The sequence below is a fragment of the Agrobacterium sp. CG674 genome, assembly GCF_053521645.1.
In genome coordinates this window covers 17,267-35,396 of sequence record NZ_JBNWDZ010000014.1, presented here as the reverse complement: position 1 = coordinate 35,396, position 18,130 = coordinate 17,267, and the positions used below count along the sequence as shown (strand labels likewise).

Sequence of the window (18,130 nt, the reverse complement as noted above, 5' to 3'; positions counted from 1 at the left end):
CAATCCATCTGAGATTGAGAGAAAAGCGAAGTATGTCAGTTGAGATTATCGGCCGCTCAGTGCGCACTCCGGGTGCTCGGAATGTTGAAGAACTTTTCCAGCTTTTAAGAGACGAGCGCTGCGTAATTTCGAGTGTTCCCCAGGAACGGTGGAGTCAAGCTCGTTTCTGGCATCCCCTCCAGGGTGTTCCGGGAAAAGCCTATACGTTCGCAGCGGGAGTCGTAGACGATATTTACGATTTCGATGCAACTGTATTTGGCCTCTCTGCGCGAGAGGCCATGTATATGGATCCGCAGCAACGGATGCTGCTTCAACTCGTGTGGCGCGCGTTTGAAGATGCGTCTCTAACGGTCCAGATGGTTCAGAATGAGCGCGTTGGTGTCTATATTGGCGCCTCTAGCTTGGACTCCGGCAATACCTATGTCGAGGATCCCGCAGCCGGTGGACCGTATTTTATGACGGGCAACACCCTTTCCATCATCTCGAATCGCATTTCACATATATTCGGTCTGAACGGTCCCAGTCTGACGATCGATACAGCGTGTTCGTCCTCTCTCGTGGCGATGGATCATGCGGTTCGAGCGCTGGAAAGTGGTGAAATCGATACCGCGATTGTCGGCGGCATCAATGTTTTGGCTCATCCATTTTCCTTTATCGGGTTTTCACAGGCGCGGATGTTGTCGCCTGAGGGCTTGTGCCGTGCTTACGGTGAAAACGGCCAGGGTTATGTGCGTTCGGAAGGTGGCGGGGTTGTCATTCTAAGAACAACGGCAAATGCAACCGCAAACAGCGATCGTAGCTATGCGACGGTTGTAGCAACGGGACTTAATTCTGCTGGGCGAACCAACGGTATCTCGCTGCCTTCTGGAGAAAAGCAGGCACAATTGCTGCAAAGCATATATGCCCGAAATCAACTCGACCCCAATGATCTCGCATTTATCGAAGGTCACGGCACGGGCACGAAGGTCGGTGATCCCGCTGAACTTTGGGCTATTGGCACCGAACTGGGGCAACGACGCCGTGAGCGCTTGCTGGTGGGGTCGGTCAAGTCCAACATAGGTCATTCTGAGCCCGCATCCGGCATTTTTGGCTTGATCAAAGCAATGCTATCGTTGCAACATGACTTCCTACCAGCGTCACTTCATGCCGAAGAAGTAAGCTCAGATATCGATTTTGAGAGCCTTCATGTCGAAGTTAACCGCGTGGGGCGTGAGATCCGGCGTGGCGAAAAGCGCCGGCTCGCTGGCATTAACTCATTTGGTTTTGGTGGCACCAATGCGCATCTTGTGATCTCTGATCCCGCCAATGCTGGGACTGAAGTGAAAAGCGCAACCGGCCCCTTCATGGTGAGCGCACACACCGAGTCAGCCCTTGAGGCGCTGCTTGCAAGTTATGTCGAGGAGTTGAAAAGCGGCCGGCCCGATCTTGAAGACATGGTGGCCGTTTCAGCCATCAATCGTACCCATCACAAATACCGTTTCGCCGTTGAGAACAACGCGCCTGACCATGTCTGTCGCGAGATAGAAGCCCACCTCGCAGGTCTTCCATCGGCAGCAGGATTTGCAGGGGAAGCGCCCAATAATGAGACGCGCGTCGCCTTTGTGTTCGCTGGCAATGGAAGTCAGTGGGCTGGAATGGCGCAAGATGCCTATCGCCATGATACCATATTCTCCGCCAGACTTGTCGAGATATGCTCCGCGTTCAAGCCTTGGTTGGATGTGGATCTCGTTCCGCTCCTGTCCTCGGAAACCCTTGCCGAGCACCTCGCCGATACTCGGATCGGTCAAGCGTTGCTTTTTGCTATCCAGGCAAGCCTTTCCGATACGCTGCAAGCGAAAAACATCCGGCCTAGTCATGTCCTCGGCCACTCGGTCGGAGAAATTGCAGCCGCTTATTGCGCCGGAATCTTGTCGCTTTTGGATGCGGTCGCCATCGTTGCGGTCCGTTCCCGTCATCAGCATGCTTTGGCTGGCGAAGGCAAAATGGCCGCGGTATCGCTGCCTGCAGAAAAAGCCATCGAATTTGCTCAAAAAAATGGCTTGAACGGTATAGAACTCGCCGCGATAAATACCCTGGCTTCTGTTACGATCACGGGCTCAGCGGAAGATATAAAAGTCTATCGAGAGATTGCGCGCAAATCGCATGTTTCGGTCCACATTCTGGACATCGATTATCCTTTCCACCACTCGTTGATTGACCGCGAACGAAGCGCGTTCCTCGCGGAATTGCCCGATTACAAACCCAATGCAAGCGAGACGACTTTTGTCTCAAGTGTAATCGGAGAGGTTTTGAATGGTGAGATGCTTGACGCAGCCTATTGGTGGAAGAACGTCAGGGATATGGTCAGGTTCAGTGACGCTGTAGCCGTGGCAATGAGTGAGGGCTGCAACCTCTTCATGGAGATCTCTCCAAGAAGCATCCTCTCTTCTTATCTTGTGGAAAATGCCCGCCAGAACGGATCTGTTGTCGCTATTGTTCCAACGCTCACGCGGCCTGGACGAAACGACAACCCGATGCCGCACATCGTTGCGGAGGCCGTTGCCAAGGGGGCGGCGCCTTGGGCACTCGAAGTTGGAATTCCTCGAAGCGCAGGCACCAGCCTGCCGCCCCTTCCGTTTGAAAATCAGACTTTGCGTGCGCCGGAAACGTCGGACAAAGTGAATCTATTCGGCCGCGGGCAAAGCTCTGAAAAATACACTCTGCTTGGCTGGCGCACTGACCCCAAGTCGGCATCGTGGAAAAACCATATTGATTCCAACCTTTTTCCAGACCTTGCCGAGCACGTGGTAGACGGCAAGGCAATCCTTCCCGGAAGTGCATTCATCGAGATTGCCATAACGGCGGCGCGCCAGATGTCGGGTTCGTCTGACGTCGAGTTGATGAATCTGGAGATTTTCCGTCCACTGGAATTGCATGCGACACGACTGACCGAACTGTCGACGATTGTCTCCATTGAGACAGGTCAGATCGAAATACGCTCGCGGGAATATATGAGCGAGGACGATTGGAGCGTTCACGCAGTTGCGAGAATTCGCAAATCGGTCAAGACGATGGCCGCCAGGATTGAGATTATTGGCGAGGACGAGCCAGCCGCCGAGATTGGAACCGATGAGGCCTACGAAACTGCGCGGCGGTTCGGTCTGGATTATGGCCCTTCGTTCAATCTTCTGAAAAACGTCCAGAGTTCATCCGCAAAGAGGGTGCTGTCGGTGCAATTGCATCCGGCAGCCAAACCATTTCACCCCTATCTTTCTTACAATCTCAACCCGATTTCCGTTGATGCCTCATTCCACGGACTTGTTGCTCTTTTCGGGCAGTTGACGGGGGACATGTCGGGAGCTCCGTATATTCCTGTAAGATTTGGTGCGGTTCGCTTCCGCGCCAACACCGGGGATATCTGTTCGGCCCACCTTCACATCCAAAGCTTTTCGACGCACTCTCTGAAAGTCCGTGTTGAACTTTTTGACGCTCGGGGAGAGCTGGTCGCTGTCTTGGATGATTGCCGCTTCAGGCGGACGTTTCTGAAGCTCCAGCATAGTCTGGAAACAGTTTCCTACCATTTCGAAAAGGTGACAAGCCGTCTGTCAGGCGGGTCAAACAGAATTCTGCCTGATGTTTTGCCCCAATACGAAAGTGTTGACTTTGGGGAAGAGGTCCTTCTTCATGATGCGGCCGTCTATCGCGCGTCATACGACATTGCCAAGCAGGCGCTCGACACCTTCGGCACGGTCGACCACCACGCTCTCGCGTCGCGACCTGTTCTTCGCTCCTATGTAGCCAACTGCCTCCTGGTCCTCGGAGATGCTGGTTTGGCGCTATTTGACGCGGGGTGTTGGCAGCTTGCGGATGAATCAGGATTGCCACCCTTCACTGAGATCATCCGCGAAGTTATGGCGGAATTTCCCGCTGGCGCAGCGACCGCTATACTTATCAACGACAACTACCACTTTGTTTTGCAGGCACTTCAAGCGCTCACTGCTGAGGCCGAAGCAGCCGATTTGGGCGTAAATCAAGCCTCGGAGGCAACGCTCGACCATTTCCGCAACGGTTTGAAAATAGCCAAAAAGCGGGTAGAGGAAGCGTATCGTCTCACCGCAGCCTACCTGACCCGCATTTCGGCAACTGAGCCCGGTGCCGTCATCGTGGAGATTGGCGCAACGTCTGTAGCAACCAGCCAAAAGCTCGCGGGCTTAGCGCAACAGCACAACGCACGGCTTTTCATAATTGCTGACGACGAGAACGTACGAGGCGTGCTGAGCACTGCCTTCACGCATAATCCTCATGTTACTGTCGTTGATGTCGATGATGAACTGCCACGAAGGATTGATCTTGCGGTGAGCGCAAGTGGATATCTCTGCACGCGTCTTCAAGACAATGAAAGCATGAGAGCGGCGCTGAAATACATTGCCGCCTCGGGTGCGGAATTACTCGTTGTAGAGCACCAGTACGGCGTCCTCGCTGACTTCCTTTTCGGTTTGCAGCCAGACTGGTTTGACCAAGCCGCGGTGTCTGATCTCCCGATCGGTAAAATGCTCTCGCCTGACGGTATGCGAAAGCTGGTAGAGAATGTTGGCTTCGCTGTTTCGTCCATTGTTTCCAATGACTTCGCGGAGGGCTCGCTGCTGTTCCTGACCGCTTATGGGGACCATGCATCACATCAGCAACCTGAACAGACTGCAAGGCCCAGCCTAATCTCGATTGGTTGGAGCAGCACACCATCTTTCGATACGAGCGATATGGTGGACGTGCACATCGATGCTTCGTCTATAAATGGCTGGATGAGGGTCGAAGGCGCGATTGATGGGCATAGTGACATTGTTTACGTGTTGGATGATGTCCCAAGCGGGGCCCACTCGCAGTCACTGCAGGATCATACCTACCTGCTCGGACGTATTGCGGAGGGGCTGCGGAAATCATCGCTCTCGACGGAAGCTCGAAAGCGTCGCCTTTTTGTCATTGCTCCAGGCGGTGCCAGCGTCGCTGACACTGTAATCAACCCTGTTTCGAGTGGCATTTGGACCTTCGCACGCGTGCTGCAAAACGAGTATGACGAGATCGAAGTCGTTACCGTTGATATGGCTCATCAGCATTTGTCTCAGGACAGCTTCCAGGACATAGTGTCCCTTAACACTAAGGGTGAGAACGAGCTATGCTACGACGCTCCGTCGGGCACTTTCCAGTTCCTGCGCGCCGTACCAGGGCCTGTGAAGGGCAAGGACCAACTTGTCCTGGACTACCGGGCCGCATCCATCACACAGACGTCGCCCGGACGGATCGAGACACTCGCATGGCAGCAGGTTCCACTCCGCGTCCCTGGCGACGGCGAGGTCATCGTCGAGGTTGCTGCGACCGGACTGAATTTCCGCGATGTGATGTGGGCGATGGGTGTGCTTCCAGAGGAGGCGCTTGAGAGTGGCTTTGCCGGTGCGACAATTGGCATGGAATTTTCCGGAACCATTCTATCGGTTGGTAAGAATGTCGGCGACCTTGGACCAGGTGATCGTGTCATGGGGATTGGCCCTGACGCGTTCTCGACCAATGTCGTCGTCGCGGCAGAAGGCGTGACGCGTGTTCCGGATAATATGGACATGGTCGAAGCCGCCACACTCCCCGTCACATTCCTCACCGCATATTACGCACTATTGGATCTGGGGCGCCTTCGCGCGGGCGAGACAGTTCTCATCCATGGCGCGGCGGGCGGTGTGGGGCTTGCAGCGCTGCAAATAGCTAAGTTGACCGGCGCGACCGTCATCGCGACGGCAGGAACGGACGAAAAGCGCAACCTTGTTGCAACATTGGGTGCTGACCACGTCTTTGATTCCCGTTCTCTCGATTTCGTCAATGATGTCATGGATGTCACCAATGGGGTGGGCGTTGATGTCGTTCTCAATTCCCTGTTTCAGGAAGCCATGGAACGGAGCCTTGAACTGCTGAAGCCATTCGGTCGCTTTCTGGAACTTGGAAAGCGTGACTACTACGGCGACAGCAAGATTGGTCTTCGGCCTTTCCGCAACAACATTTCCTATTTTGGCATCGACGCCGACCAGCTTCTGGTCGAAGTGCCTGACACGGCCAAGCGGATATTTGAAGAGCTCGCACGTCTCTTTGCTGAAAACCTTTTGAAACCGTTGCCATATCGTATCTTTAGCTATGACGAAATTTCAGCCGCTTTCCGCCTGATGCAAAGCTCGGGGCATATCGGCAAGATCATCGTGACGCCGCCTGAAAAAGGCAAGGATCCGGTCTTGCCACAGAGCCAAGGCGCACTGAAAATGTCATCAGGCGTTTACCTCGTCGTTGGCGGGGTTGGTGGCTTCGGGCTGGAGGCCGCAACCTGGCTTGCAGCGAAAGGCGCGTCTTATATCGCACTTGCGACCCGCAGCGGCGTGTCCGATGCCGCGACAGAACGCGCGATTGAGCAGTGGAAACGTCACGGCGTGGCGGCTTCAATCCATCGGTGCGATGTCACGAACGAACATCAGCTAGCGGATATTCTGGCGCAATTGCGCAAGATAGGGCCCATCAAGGGCATTCTTCACGCGGCCATGGTCTTGGATGATGCCTTGATTGCGAACCTGACGCCAGAGCGAAATGCGCCGGTTATTCATACAAAGGTCGGGGGTGCAGCACTCCTCGATAAGTTGACTGAACAGGATGACCTCGATCTCTTCCTGCTTTTTTCATCCGCCACCACGATGGTTGGAAATCCTGGACAATCGAATTACGTTGCGGCAAACGGCTATCTCGAAGGGCTTGCCCGCCTGCGCCGGCAACGCGGAAAACCCGCTCTTGCAGTCGGGTTCGGGGCTATAGCAGATGCCGGGTTTCTTGCCCGAAATGCAGAGGTCAATGAATTATTGTCCAAGCGTATCGGCAAGTCGGCAATGAAGGCCAAAGATGCACTCCGTTTCGTCGAAGACTATATGTCGAGCGTGCCGTCTAAGAACAATGATGGCATGGTGGTCATTGCAGATATTGACTGGTCGGCCGCAGTCGGCTTGGAGATCGTCAAGAAACCACTCTTCTCAACCATCGGCATCAGCAAAATGTCACAGCAGGCAGCGCCCGGTGAGCAATTGGACATCCATGCGATGATCGTTGGCAAAGCGGCCGATGAAGCCGACGAGATTCTACACACGCTCATTGCTGCCGAGCTCTCATCTATCTTGCGGGTGGCTGAAACCAGTATCACCCGAGAGAAAGGACTGAGGGATATCGGTCTGGACAGCCTGATGGCGATGGAACTCGGCACAAGTTTCGAGCAGAAGACTGGCATCGATCTCCCCTTAAGCGCAATTTCTGATGGCACGACCGTCGGTGACCTCGTTGTCAAACTGCGCGAGAAGTTGCACAATCGTCTTTCTCTGGATGGTCCTGCCGATGACGACGTCACGGAATTGCTGTCCGACCTGAAGATGAAACATCTTGATCCCAAAGCACTGGTGGATGTCGAATGAGCCCAAGTGATCGTGCCGCTAGCAGACCAGAAGGCTCGCTTCTGTCATCGGATATGATGGAGAAGCTCAAGCAGCAGCGTGGACAAGCCGCTGGGAAAAGAGCCGAGAGAGCGATTGAACCAACGCGCCGGGTCGCTCCTACCCGCTTTGAAGATTTGTCGTCCTATAAAACCATCCAACTCCAAAAACGCATTGCGAGCTTCGCTGGAATTGAAAATCCATTCTATCGGGCGCACGCTTCAGCCGCCGGTGCCGAAACACTGATCGATGGGCGCAGGCTCGTCAATTTTGCCTCTTACGACTATCTGGAGACAAACACCGATCTGGAGGTTCACGCTGCGGCTAAAGCGGCGATAGACCGCTACGGCATTTCGGCATCGGCCAGCAGACTGGTAGCGGGCGAACGACCCCTGCACCAGGATTTGGAGAAGGCGGTTGCCGAAAACTATGGAGTTGATGCGGCTGTTTGTTTCGTCAGTGGCTATCTGACCAATATCACGGCAATCAGCTGCCTCATGGGGGCACAAGATCTCGTTATCCATGATGAGTTCATTCACAACAGCGCGCTTGTGGGCGTGCAACTGTCAGGTGCCAAACGACTGAGTTTCAAGCATAATGACATTGTCGACCTCGAGCGCGTTCTCACGAATGCGAGGGGTTCTTACCAGAATATCCTTGTGATCGTTGAAGGTATTTACTCCATGGACGGCGATGTCGCCGATCTCAGGGCCATCGTTGAACTCCGCAGAAAGCACGCTTTCTGGTTGATGGTCGATGAAGCGCATGCTCTTGGTGTGCTCGGTGCAACAGGGCGGGGCACCTTTGAGCATTTTGATATCGACCCGCGCGAGATCGATATATGGATGGGCACGCTTTCAAAAACGTCATCCAGCTGCGGTGGCTATATAGCGGGAAGTGCGGCGCTCATTGAAATCCTGAAAGCCAAGGCAGGAGGTTTCGTCTATAGTGTAGGGCTTGCTCCTCCCCTTGCGGCAGCTGCATTGGCTAGCCTATCGCTTTTGCGCCAGCGTCCACAGCGCGTTGAAAAGATCAATCAAAACGGAAGGCTTTTTCTTGAATTGGCCCGGAAGAGAGGCCTCGATACCGGCACGAGCGGCGGTCATTCCGTGGTGCCCGTTATTGTGGGCGATTCACTGCGTGCGGTGGAACTCAGCAATCGGCTTTTTGCTGAAGGAATAAATGCCCTTCCCATTATTCATCCTGCAGTGCCCGAACGCCTCGCCAGGATACGGTTCTTCCTCACCTGCGGCCACACAGACATCCAGATTCAGATGACGGTTGAAAAAACCGCGACGCTCCTCAAAGAGCTCATCGACCAGAATGTCGGCACTGGATCTCTCGATCTAGATGCCCTGCAACGATCCCTCGTGGCTGGCTGAGGACAATGTGCATTTCATCATAACTGGAGGATCAAGCGGAATTGGCCTGGCGATAGGGCAGATGGCAGTCGCTGAGGGGCACAACGTCTCCATCATTGCCCGTAATTCCGAACGTTTGGATAACGCGTTGAAAGCGTTACAGATGGTTGAAGGGGGAAGCGCTCACGCCGTTTGTGCAGACGTTAAAGATGAGCTCGCAATCAAAGCCGCGATCACCACCTCTGTAGAACGCTTTGGCGCTTGCGACGTGCTCATTACTTCTGCTGGTGTTGTCGAGCCAGCCTTGTTTACCGAAACAACGTCGGTACAATTTCACGAACAGATCGAGACCAATTTCTTTGGCACAATCAATGCTGTGCGTGCCATCTATCCAGCCATGAAAGATCGTGGTCATGGCTGCATCATGATGATTTCGTCGGGCGCTGCGTTGATCGGTATTCCCGGATACAGCGCCTATTGTGCTTCAAAGGCTGCACTTGCTTCTTTCGCCGAAAGTCTTCGCAGCGAAGCAGGGCAGGATGTCCATATCGGCATAAGCTTCCCCCCTGATACTATAACGCCCCAGCTCGCCGCAGAACTGCCCAAACGGCCAGAGATGGCGAGAAAAATTATGGGAGCTGAAAAGCCCTGGCCTGTGGAAAAGGTAGCGAAATACGTGCTCGCCGGAATACGCCAGCAAAAAAAAGAGGTGCACTTTGGCTGGCAACTTAAAGCCCTTGCGCTGCTCGGCCCCTACATAAAACCGTTCCTTTACAGGAAGATACGCAGCTAGGCTTGTGTCGCCTCCTGGTTGTGAATTCCGTTGAGCGGCTCGAAGACATACATGCGAGCAACTTTAAGGAGTTGCGTCTTTCTGACCGCAAGCTAATAAAAATGTATGCTTAATTCTCTCGCCTATCATGACCATCCTGTCGAGTTGACCATGCTTTCGTTCCTCGCGGCGACGTTGATTATTTATGCGACGGATATGTTTGCTCTCCCTAAAGATGCCCGGAGAAAATACACGCAGCCGCGTCGTTTCGCGCGTACTGTTGTGGAGCTCAGCGCCCGAATTCCGATCATCGCATTTGTATTCTTGTTCTTCTTTGCTATTTCTTGGCGGCCGATATATGCGGCCCATGGAACGGCAAGCTTCTTCGTCATTTTTACAGGAATATCGCGTGTAAAATTCGTATTTATCCGTGAGCCATTGTTGTTCTCAGATATTGCGCTGGTCGTTGATGTCTTCAAATACAAGACGATTTTCTATGCAACAAAATTCAATATTCTGTTCTGGATTTTGGCTCTGGGCTATGTATTCGGCGTTTCTGCGCTATACATGATTTTTGAACCTTCAATATTGCCGGACCATCTCCAGTTCTTCTGGGTCATTTTCGGTCTGGCCGCCTTCTTGACGCCGATCATATGCGTATTCTCCAAGCCTCTCAATCAGCTCATTGCAAGTCTTTCCGAACGTCTTCTCAAGTCGCTCAAAGTCAGGCCCAACACTGTCAGGTTTGGGACCTTCACCTCGGTTGCCCTGCACTTCCTGGTCTGGCTAGGAAAAAATCGCGACCATGTTGTCAGTGAAATTACTCATGGCCTTCACCGTGCTATCCATGACCTGATCGATGGCGAGAATAACGACGCGCCTTTGATCGTTATCTGGCAGTCGGAGTCCTTTTACGACTTACGTCATATGGGGGACAATGAGCTCGACTTGCCAACCATCGACAGGTTGAAACGTGAGGCCGTCCAGTGGGGGCGTCTTACCAATGTGTTTGAGGGTGGTTATACGCTTCGCACAGAATTTGCCGTTCTCAGCGGGCTACAGCCGGAAGAGGTACATGTGGACGCCTCTTATCCATACTTGCGTGCCGGTCACTATGCTGAGATTGTCTGGCCTAATAAGTTGCTGCGAAATGGGTGGCATACCCATTTCATTCATCCGTACGACAAAACGTTTTTCATGCGGCATAAGGCGCTGCCGCTGCTCGGTTTCGAGCATATGACGATGCTGGATGCGTTCGCATATCAGCCGACGGCGGCAAAACCATATGTGTCTGACGCTGATTTAACCGAAAAAGTACTCACCATCATCGAAGGGGTAGGGGGGAACAAACCATCCTTCATGTTCGTCGCATCCATGGCCAACCACGGCCCTTGGGAGCCTGGGCGCGTCGATGGTTTAGCACAGCCAGTCGAGATATACCGAGAGCTTCTAAGGGAAGCCGATGCGGCACTCTCAACATTGGTGGATAGGCTCGATGCATCTGGCCGGCCTGTCTGGCTGGCATTTTACGGTGACCATGCACCCTTGTTAAAGTCCTACGCGGATCCATTCCCGGATCCACGGACAGATTACTTCGTCGTTCCCCTCGGCACAGCAAAACCGGAAGAGCCGCCTCGGCTCGGTGCTCGGGATGAAGCTCCCTGGAACCTCTTCGAAGCGATCCTGCAACACGCCAAGCTCTACAAGGAGCGTCTTGTATGAGCCTTGTCGCCACGCCGTCATCCCGTCGTGTGTTTCTGTTTTTGCAAGGACCATCGTCGTCAATCTTTTACAAGATTGCTGGTGTCCTCGAAAAGGCTGGTCACCTCTGTTTGCGTGTCAATTTGAACGTCGGTGACTGGCTTTTCTGGCGGCGCGGCGGTGCGCAGAATTATCGCCGGGGCTTTGATGAATGGCAGTCGTACATCGACCAGCTGATGTCCTCTCACAAAGTCACAGACCTCGTGCTCTTGGGGGAAGAACGTCCCTACCACCGCGTCGCAGTTGACGTGGCCAAGGCACGGAACATCGCGGTCACCGTCATTGAAATGGGGTATCTCCGTCCGGACTGGATCACCGTTGAAAGGGACGGAATGTCGTCGAACTCTCGGTTTCCAAACGATCCGGACCATATTCGCTCTGCAGGCGCTTCTCTGCCAATGCCTTCGATGGAGAAGATCTACCATCAGCAGTTCTTCGTGGAGGCAGTTCTGGATATTGCCTACAATATTCCTAACGTCCTGCTGGCCCCCCTTTTTCCGGGCTATCGACGTCACGCAATTTTTCATCCTGTCCTTGAATATGTAGGTTGGGTACGTCGTCTGTCGCAATCAGGCCGACGCCGGAAAGTGGCCGATGCCGTCATCGAAATGGTCATGCGTTCCGACCAACCTCTTTTCGTCTATCCGCTACAACTGGAAACGGATTATCAGTTGCGCGCGCACTCTCCTTATCGCTCACAGTCGGAAGCGATAGACGAAGTTTTGCGGTCATTCGCTCAGCATTCTTCATCGGATACCGCGCTTGTCATCAAAATTCACCCGCTGGATAACGGGCTGATCGACTGGGCGCGGCAAATCGGAGGGCTAGCAGAGTCACTTGGTATAACGGCCCGAGTTCATCTTATCGATGGCGGCGATCTTTCGCTTCTGGCGCGCAAGTGTCGTGGCATGGTGACAGTCAATTCCACTGCGGTCCTTAACTCCCTCAAGGCGGGTTTACCTGTCAAAGTTCTCGGTTGTGCGATCTACGATGTGCGAGGCATGACGCATCAGGGAAATCTCGACACTTTCTGGAGCGCTCCTGAAAAGCCTGAACCAGATTTGACCGATTGCTTTTTTCGGCTCATGGCAAACAGCATTCACGTGAGGGGAAACTTTTACTCAAGACGAGGTACCGATTCTGCTGCTGCGGATATCGGACAAAAATTGCTTTGTCATGAGGTGAGCGGCTTGGGCGCAGACTGTGGATATGTTCCTCGCGTCAAGCCAGTCAAGAGAACGAGGATCGCGGTTGAAAGGCATGCGTGATAAGTTTGGCACAGTTGGCGACAAAGAATTTTTCTATGCGAGGTTGCTTCGCTTTTTTGGTCTTCTTTAAGAAGCTGTTGAGAGTAAAAACTGCAATAATCTAATGCGGACAACTCGGCATTCTCGTTAGTGCTGACGTTGCCAAGCTAGGCATCTGGGGAATGTAATTTGCGTTGGTTTTTAGGTTCCAAAACGTCCTGCGGCATGTTGGTTCTGGTGTGTGCGGGTGTGTCTGGTTGTGAAGCACTGCCGAGCGCAGGTCCAAGCGCCATGGAAATCAACGCGCAGGCCGGGAAGCCAGCGGTTGTTGCAGGCGATTCAGTTTCGACTGTTTTCGATGTTGTTGATGTCAGTCATCGTTCAGCTCAGATGGTTGCGAATTTTTCGACTACGACCCTTCATCGCCGGTTTGGTATTGGTGGTGCGGCGAAACGTGTCGTCATCGGCGTGGGTGATCAACTGAAGGTCACAGTGTTCGAGGCAGGTGCCGACGGTCTGTTTTCGACGTCAGAAAGCAAGCAGACAACACTTGATGTTGTCGTCCAACCTGATGGAACAGCAGCCATCCCCTATGTGGGAACCGTCAAGTTTGCCGGGCGTACCCTTGAGCAAGCACGTCAGGCTATCCTCGCTGGCCTCAAGGGTAAGGCGGTGGAGCCGGATGTCATCGTCACCAGCACAGGTACAGCGTCTCGAAATGTCACCGTTTCAGGTGCGGTCGGAAGCCCATCAATGGTGCCTTTGAGCCTAGCAGGCGAAACGATTGCCGAGGTTGTCGCCAAGGCAGGTGGCCCCAGCGCGCAGCCATACGAATCCTACGTTACCCTTGTTCGTGGCAAGCAGACTGGAACGGCACTCCTCAAGACGATCATCGAGAACCCGTCCGAAAACATTCACATCGAGCCGGGCGATCAGATTTTTGTTTCCAAGGATCCGCGCACGTTCACTGTGTTGGGTGAAGTCCTGAAGAACAGCCGTATCGAGTTTGGGGCAAACGATCTCAATATTCTCGAGGCCGTTGCTATGGCTGGAGGCGGAGCTTCTGATCGGTCTAACGCGGCTGGCTATTTTATCTTCAGATATGAGGAGCCTGAAATTGTAGCCGACCTGCTAGGCGGGGAACGGTTCCGGCAGTTGCGTGACAAGGGCATGTCTCCCAACAGGGATGGTCGTTTCCCGATTGTCTACCGGTTGGATATGACACGTCCGGATAGCTTGATCGTTGGGCAGACATTCCCGATCAAGAGCCGCGACGTCATCTTCGTGTCGCGCCATCCGGCTGTCGATATCGATCGGTTCCTGCAATTGGTAGGCCGCCCGATTGGCACGGCCTATCAGGTCAAGAACTTTGCGGACTGACCATGAAGACATGTATGGCTTGGCGGATGGGCGCTGAGCTGTTATCAATTCATATAAGCATCCTCTGAATAGACGGTTTCCAGCTTTCGGGAATATAGATTGTATTATCTCGAGACCCATATTCGCGTTGTCGCAGCTCTTTTGGTGCGAGAGATGTCGACGCGCTTTGGGAGCAAGCCGGGTGGCTATATCTGGGCCATTATCGATCCCGCCGGTCACATCGCCTTTCTGTCCCTGATTTTCATGGCGATCACCCATACTCCGGCGCTAGGCAAAAGCTTTCCTTTGTTCTTTGCGACGGGTTATCTCGCTTTTCAGTTTTATGCGGCCATGGCGAGCTATATCAACGGCGCCATCAAGGCCAATCGCACGCTGTTGAGCTATCCCAATGTTGCGCCCATCGACACCATTGTTTCGCGATATATATTGCAGGCAGGCACAACAGCGGTCGTCTCTTTCTGCGTGCTGGGCGTGATTTTGATGACGGTCGACCAGCCGGTCTACCTGAACTGGCCCGCCATTCTCGAAGCCACTTTTGCCGCCACGCTTCTTGGGCTCGGAGTTGGTATCTTCAACAATGTCGCAACGCTCAAATTTCCGTTGTACGAGCAGATTTTCAATATCATAAACCGTCCGCTCTTCCTGATCTCCGGCGTCTTCTTCCTGCCGGATGCTCTTCCCGGTCCCATCAGAGACATCGTGCTTCTCAATCCCCTGGTTCACGTCGTCATGCTGTTTCGCAAGGGCTTTTATCCCGAATATCGTGCCAGTGAGATGGACCTGTTCTATCTCTACTCCTTCACATTCACCGTCATGTTCGTCGGCCTTGCGCTGTTCACCACCTCAGTTTCCGTGTTGAGGAGCCGATGATCAGGCTGGAGCACGCAACGAAATATGTCCACGCCAAGGGCATAAAGAAGCCGATTATCGAGAACGCGTCCATGGTCATCAATCGTGGGCGCAGTGTCGGGCTTCTGGGGCGCAACGGGGCGGGAAAATCGACCCTGCTGCAGTTGATTGCCGGCTCCCTGCAACTGGATCGCGGTCGCATTGTACGGGCGGGCAAGATCTCCTGGCCGCTTGGCTTTCAGGGCAGCTTCCAGCCCAGCATGTCGGGTGAGCAGAATGTCCGCTTTGTCGCCCGCATTTACGGCGTGGATACGGATGAGCTGATTGCCTATGTGGATGACTTCGCAGAGCTCGGCGCCTTTTACAGCGCCCCGGTTGGAACGTATTCGTCGGGTATGAAGGCGCGGCTGGCCTTTGGGGTCAGCATGGGCATCAAGTTCGATTATTATCTGGTGGATGAGATCACGGCGGTCGGGGATGCCAATTTCAAGAAGAAGTGCCACGATGTGTTCAAGCATCGCTTGCAGGACTCAGACGTGATAATGGTATCCCATAGCACAGGCACGATTCGAGATTATTGCGAAACCGGTGTTGTTCTGGAAAACGGAAAGCTGACATATTTCGATGATGTCGAGGACGCCATTCGCGTTCATGACCGCAATATGAAGGGAAGCGAGAAATGAGCGTCGAGAGCCCAGGCCCGGATAAGAAAGCCGATGACGTGAAGCTTCCTGCGAAGCGCGCCAACCTCACGGTGTTCGATAACCTTCTGAAGCTGGATATCAAGCCGGAGCGGGATGGTACGCGCATAGGCTCGCCGCAACCGGTCATTCGCAAGCGGCTGAAAGGCTTGAAACTGCGCCACGTGGTCATCGCCGCCGGCTTTGCGCTGTGCGTAGCGGTGCCAACGGCCCTCGCTGGCGTCTACATGGCATTCATCGCGGCAGATCAGTACCACAGCTCCACCGCCTTTGCGGTGCGCAGCATTGATGGCAAGGTCAGCGGCGATCTCCTCGGCATGTTCACCCAGGGCGCTGGCAGCAGCACGACGGGTTCGGATTCCTACATGCTGCTGGATTATATCCGCAGCGAACGCATGATCGAGGCCGTTTCGGAAACCGTTGATCTGGAACAGGCCTTCGCCCGCCGTGGCGCGGATTTCTTTTACGCGATGGCCCCCGGCTTGCCGATAGAGGATCGGCTGGAATACTGGAAGAACATGGTCAGGATCGACTATGACCACACCTCGTCCATCCTCAACCTCTCGGTCAAGGCGTTTGAGCCGCAAACGGCACAGGCCATCGCAGATGCGATCATTGTGGAAAGCGAACGGCTTATCAATGATCTGTCGCTGGAATCCCGCAACGGTGTGCTGAAGGCATCGCAGGAAGAGGTAGCGCTGGCGGAAGCCCGCCTGTCGAATGCCCGCGTGTCGCTCAGAAACTTCCGCGATGTCACCCAGGAGGCAGATCCGGTGGAGGCAGCCAAGCTCGCTGCCCTGCTGGTTGGCACACTGGAACAGCAGCTGACCCAGTTGAAAACCGAACTCACCGCTGCACAGACCAGAATGGCGGCAAATTCCCCGCGCATCCGCGTCATCACCACGCAGATCAACAGCCTTGAGAAACAGCTGGAGCAGGAAAAGCAGCGCTTCGGCAGCGGCACGTCCGGCAACAGCCAGTCCAGTGATGTCGCCACCCGCATTCTGAACTATGAGGCCCTGGAAACAGAGCGTGAATTTGCGGAAAAAGCCTATACCGCAGCCTTGAGCGGTCTGGAAAAGGCGCGGATGGAAGCCAATAACCAGCAGCGATACCTCGCCACCTTCATCCAGCCAACATTGTCGCAAATGGCGCAATATCCAAGCCGCTCCATGAATGTAGCTCTGGTGTTCCTTGCCTGCCTCTTCGCATGGGGCGTGGTCACAATGGCCTATTACAACATTCGTGACCGCAACTGAGTGATGGCGCCCAGTGAGATGACAGGCCAAGCGCCGCTAGCCCACCGTGCAGAAATGCTAAGTGCCGAAGGCACGGTCATCGCATTCCACATGAAGGCGTGGAAACACCCCTTCTTGCAACAGTTTTTCCCGCATAAACACATTCACTTCGCGCCGTTCCAGCTCACCCCGCGCACGTTTCGGCGTCATGTGCTGCCGCTTCTCCAGGCACCGCAAAAGCCTGTCGTCTTCGTCTGGAGCAATAACCTGCCGGATTTCGCGGCGCAGGAAATCGCTCGCCTCGGCCTGCCGGTGTTTTTCATGGAAGATGGCTTTATCCGCTCTCTGGAAGCACACGCCGGTTACTCCGTCCCGCTCTCCTTGTCGCTGGATAGCAACCGGCCATATTTCGATAGTCGCGGCATAAGCGATCTTGAAGACCTGCTCCTGCATTATGATTTCGAAAATGACCGGCAACTCATGCAGCGCGCGTGCAAGGGCATGCAGACCTTGCTTGAACAGCGGCTGACGAAATATAACGGACGCCTCGCGAGCCAGACGCCTGCACACACGCAGACCGCCCAAACGCGCAAACGGGTGCTGGTCATTGGTCAGGTGGAGGAAGATGCCTCAATCCTGTATGGCTGTGATCGCCCCTTTACGAACAATGATCTGGTGCGCCTGGCCGCAGCAGAAAACCCGCATGCTGAGATTACCTATAAGCCCCACCCTGATGTCCTCAGCCGCATGCGTCGCGAAGTTTCAAACCCGGATGATGTCGCTCGCCTTTGCACGATCATAAAAGGCCAGATGTCCCTGCCAGATGCGCTGGATGCCGCAGATCACGTCTATACCATCACGTCACTGGCCGGCTTCGAAGCCCTCATGCGCGGAAAGAAAGTCACCACAATAGGCGCGCCCTTCTACGCTGGCTGGGGCCTTACAGATGACAGGCAAGCAACACCCCGCAGAGGCAGAATCTTGCCCGTCGAAGCCCTCTTTGCAGCGACCTATATCCTTTATCCGCTGTATTTTGATCCCGCCACCGGCAAAAGCAGCTCGTTTGAACAGACGATAGCCAGCATCATCAACCCTGCCGCAAAGCCAAACGTTTCACTGGCCGGTAGAGTAAAGTGGAAACCGTATGGCACTTACGGCCTTCTCGGCTGGAGACATCTGCTAACGCCAGTCGTAGCGCGTGTGGTGGCAAAGGTGGGGAATGAGCGGGATGAGGTCCAGTACCGCAGCAATCCGGCTGGGTTTTTCAGAGAGCTTTCCGATAAGCGGTTTCAGACAATCGGCGGGATACTATATCCTTGGTCTATTGATTGAGACTGAATAGTAAA

10 protein-coding genes are annotated in these 18,130 nt (G+C 54.2%); all 10 read left to right on the top strand.

Annotated features, from left to right (window positions below; all coding sequences use genetic code 11):
- The first annotated feature begins 32 nt into the window (after positions 1-32).
- The 10 genes from ACQZ51_RS22530 to ACQZ51_RS22485 all read left to right on the top strand — a co-directional run bounded on the left by ACQZ51_RS22530 (position 33) and on the right by ACQZ51_RS22485 (position 18,116).
- On the top strand, positions 33-7,457 hold the full coding sequence (locus tag ACQZ51_RS22530) for a type I polyketide synthase (protein WP_448780730.1): 7,425 nt from the start codon (positions 33-35) through the stop codon (positions 7,455-7,457).
- Positions 7,454-8,857, top strand: a complete 1,404-nt coding sequence (locus ACQZ51_RS22525) for an aminotransferase class I/II-fold pyridoxal phosphate-dependent enzyme (protein ID WP_448780728.1) — start codon at positions 7,454-7,456, stop codon at positions 8,855-8,857. Before ACQZ51_RS22530 ends, ACQZ51_RS22525 begins: the two co-directional genes overlap by 4 nt.
- A complete protein-coding gene (locus ACQZ51_RS22520; RefSeq protein ID WP_448780726.1) occupies positions 8,826-9,629 on the top strand; it encodes an SDR family oxidoreductase in 804 nt (267 codons plus the stop codon). The genes ACQZ51_RS22525 and ACQZ51_RS22520 overlap by 32 nt, the downstream gene beginning before the upstream one ends.
- 150 nt (positions 9,630-9,779) lie before the next feature.
- Positions 9,780-11,330 (top strand): LTA synthase family protein, encoded by a 1,551-nt coding sequence (locus ACQZ51_RS22515; RefSeq protein ID WP_448780725.1) that lies wholly within the window; start codon positions 9,780-9,782, stop codon positions 11,328-11,330.
- Positions 11,327-12,637 (top strand): capsule biosynthesis protein, encoded by a 1,311-nt coding sequence (locus tag ACQZ51_RS22510; protein WP_448780724.1) that lies wholly within the window; start codon positions 11,327-11,329, stop codon positions 12,635-12,637. The genes ACQZ51_RS22515 and ACQZ51_RS22510 overlap by 4 nt, the downstream gene beginning before the upstream one ends.
- Positions 12,638-12,841: 204 nt before the next feature.
- On the top strand, positions 12,842-13,996 hold the full coding sequence (locus ACQZ51_RS22505) for a polysaccharide biosynthesis/export family protein (protein WP_448780759.1): 1,155 nt from the start codon (positions 12,842-12,844) through the stop codon (positions 13,994-13,996).
- A gap of 99 nt (positions 13,997-14,095) precedes the next feature.
- Positions 14,096-14,866 carry an ABC transporter permease gene (locus tag ACQZ51_RS22500; RefSeq protein WP_448780723.1) on the top strand — a complete coding sequence of 257 codons (771 nt, stop codon included), beginning with the start codon at positions 14,096-14,098 and terminating at the stop codon, positions 14,864-14,866.
- Complete coding sequence (locus ACQZ51_RS22495) at positions 14,863-15,528, top strand: ABC transporter ATP-binding protein (RefSeq protein WP_448780721.1); 666 nt, start codon at positions 14,863-14,865, stop codon at positions 15,526-15,528. Before ACQZ51_RS22500 ends, ACQZ51_RS22495 begins: the two co-directional genes overlap by 4 nt.
- Positions 15,525-16,805, top strand: coding sequence for an RkpR, polysaccharide export protein (locus ACQZ51_RS22490; protein ID WP_448780719.1), 1,281 nt, complete (start codon positions 15,525-15,527; stop codon positions 16,803-16,805). Before ACQZ51_RS22495 ends, ACQZ51_RS22490 begins: the two co-directional genes overlap by 4 nt.
- An 18-nt stretch (positions 16,806-16,823) precedes the next feature.
- Positions 16,824-18,116: a capsular polysaccharide export protein, LipB/KpsS family gene (locus ACQZ51_RS22485; RefSeq protein ID WP_448780717.1), complete on the top strand. Its 1,293-nt coding sequence runs from the start codon at positions 16,824-16,826 to the stop codon at positions 18,114-18,116.
- Positions 18,117-18,130 lie beyond the last annotated feature (14 nt).

What these genes read in the sequence shown, in the direction of transcription:
- ACQZ51_RS22530 (WP_448780730.1), top strand. Translation starts at nt 33, where the DNA reads ATGTCAGTTGAGATTATCGGCCGCTCAGTGCGCACTCCGGGTGCTCGG.
- ACQZ51_RS22525 (WP_448780728.1), top strand. Translation starts at nt 7,454, where the DNA reads ATGAGCCCAAGTGATCGTGCCGCTAGCAGACCAGAAGGCTCGCTTCTG.
- ACQZ51_RS22520 (WP_448780726.1), top strand. Translation starts at nt 8,826, where the DNA reads ATGCCCTGCAACGATCCCTCGTGGCTGGCTGAGGACAATGTGCATTTC.
- ACQZ51_RS22515 (WP_448780725.1), top strand. Translation starts at nt 9,780, where the DNA reads ATGCTTTCGTTCCTCGCGGCGACGTTGATTATTTATGCGACGGATATG.
- ACQZ51_RS22510 (WP_448780724.1), top strand. Translation starts at nt 11,327, where the DNA reads ATGAGCCTTGTCGCCACGCCGTCATCCCGTCGTGTGTTTCTGTTTTTG.
- ACQZ51_RS22505 (WP_448780759.1), top strand. Translation starts at nt 12,842, where the DNA reads ATGTTGGTTCTGGTGTGTGCGGGTGTGTCTGGTTGTGAAGCACTGCCG.
- ACQZ51_RS22495 (WP_448780721.1), top strand. Translation starts at nt 14,863, where the DNA reads ATGATCAGGCTGGAGCACGCAACGAAATATGTCCACGCCAAGGGCATA.
- ACQZ51_RS22490 (WP_448780719.1), top strand. Translation starts at nt 15,525, where the DNA reads ATGAGCGTCGAGAGCCCAGGCCCGGATAAGAAAGCCGATGACGTGAAG.
- ACQZ51_RS22485 (WP_448780717.1), top strand. Translation starts at nt 16,824, where the DNA reads ATGACAGGCCAAGCGCCGCTAGCCCACCGTGCAGAAATGCTAAGTGCC.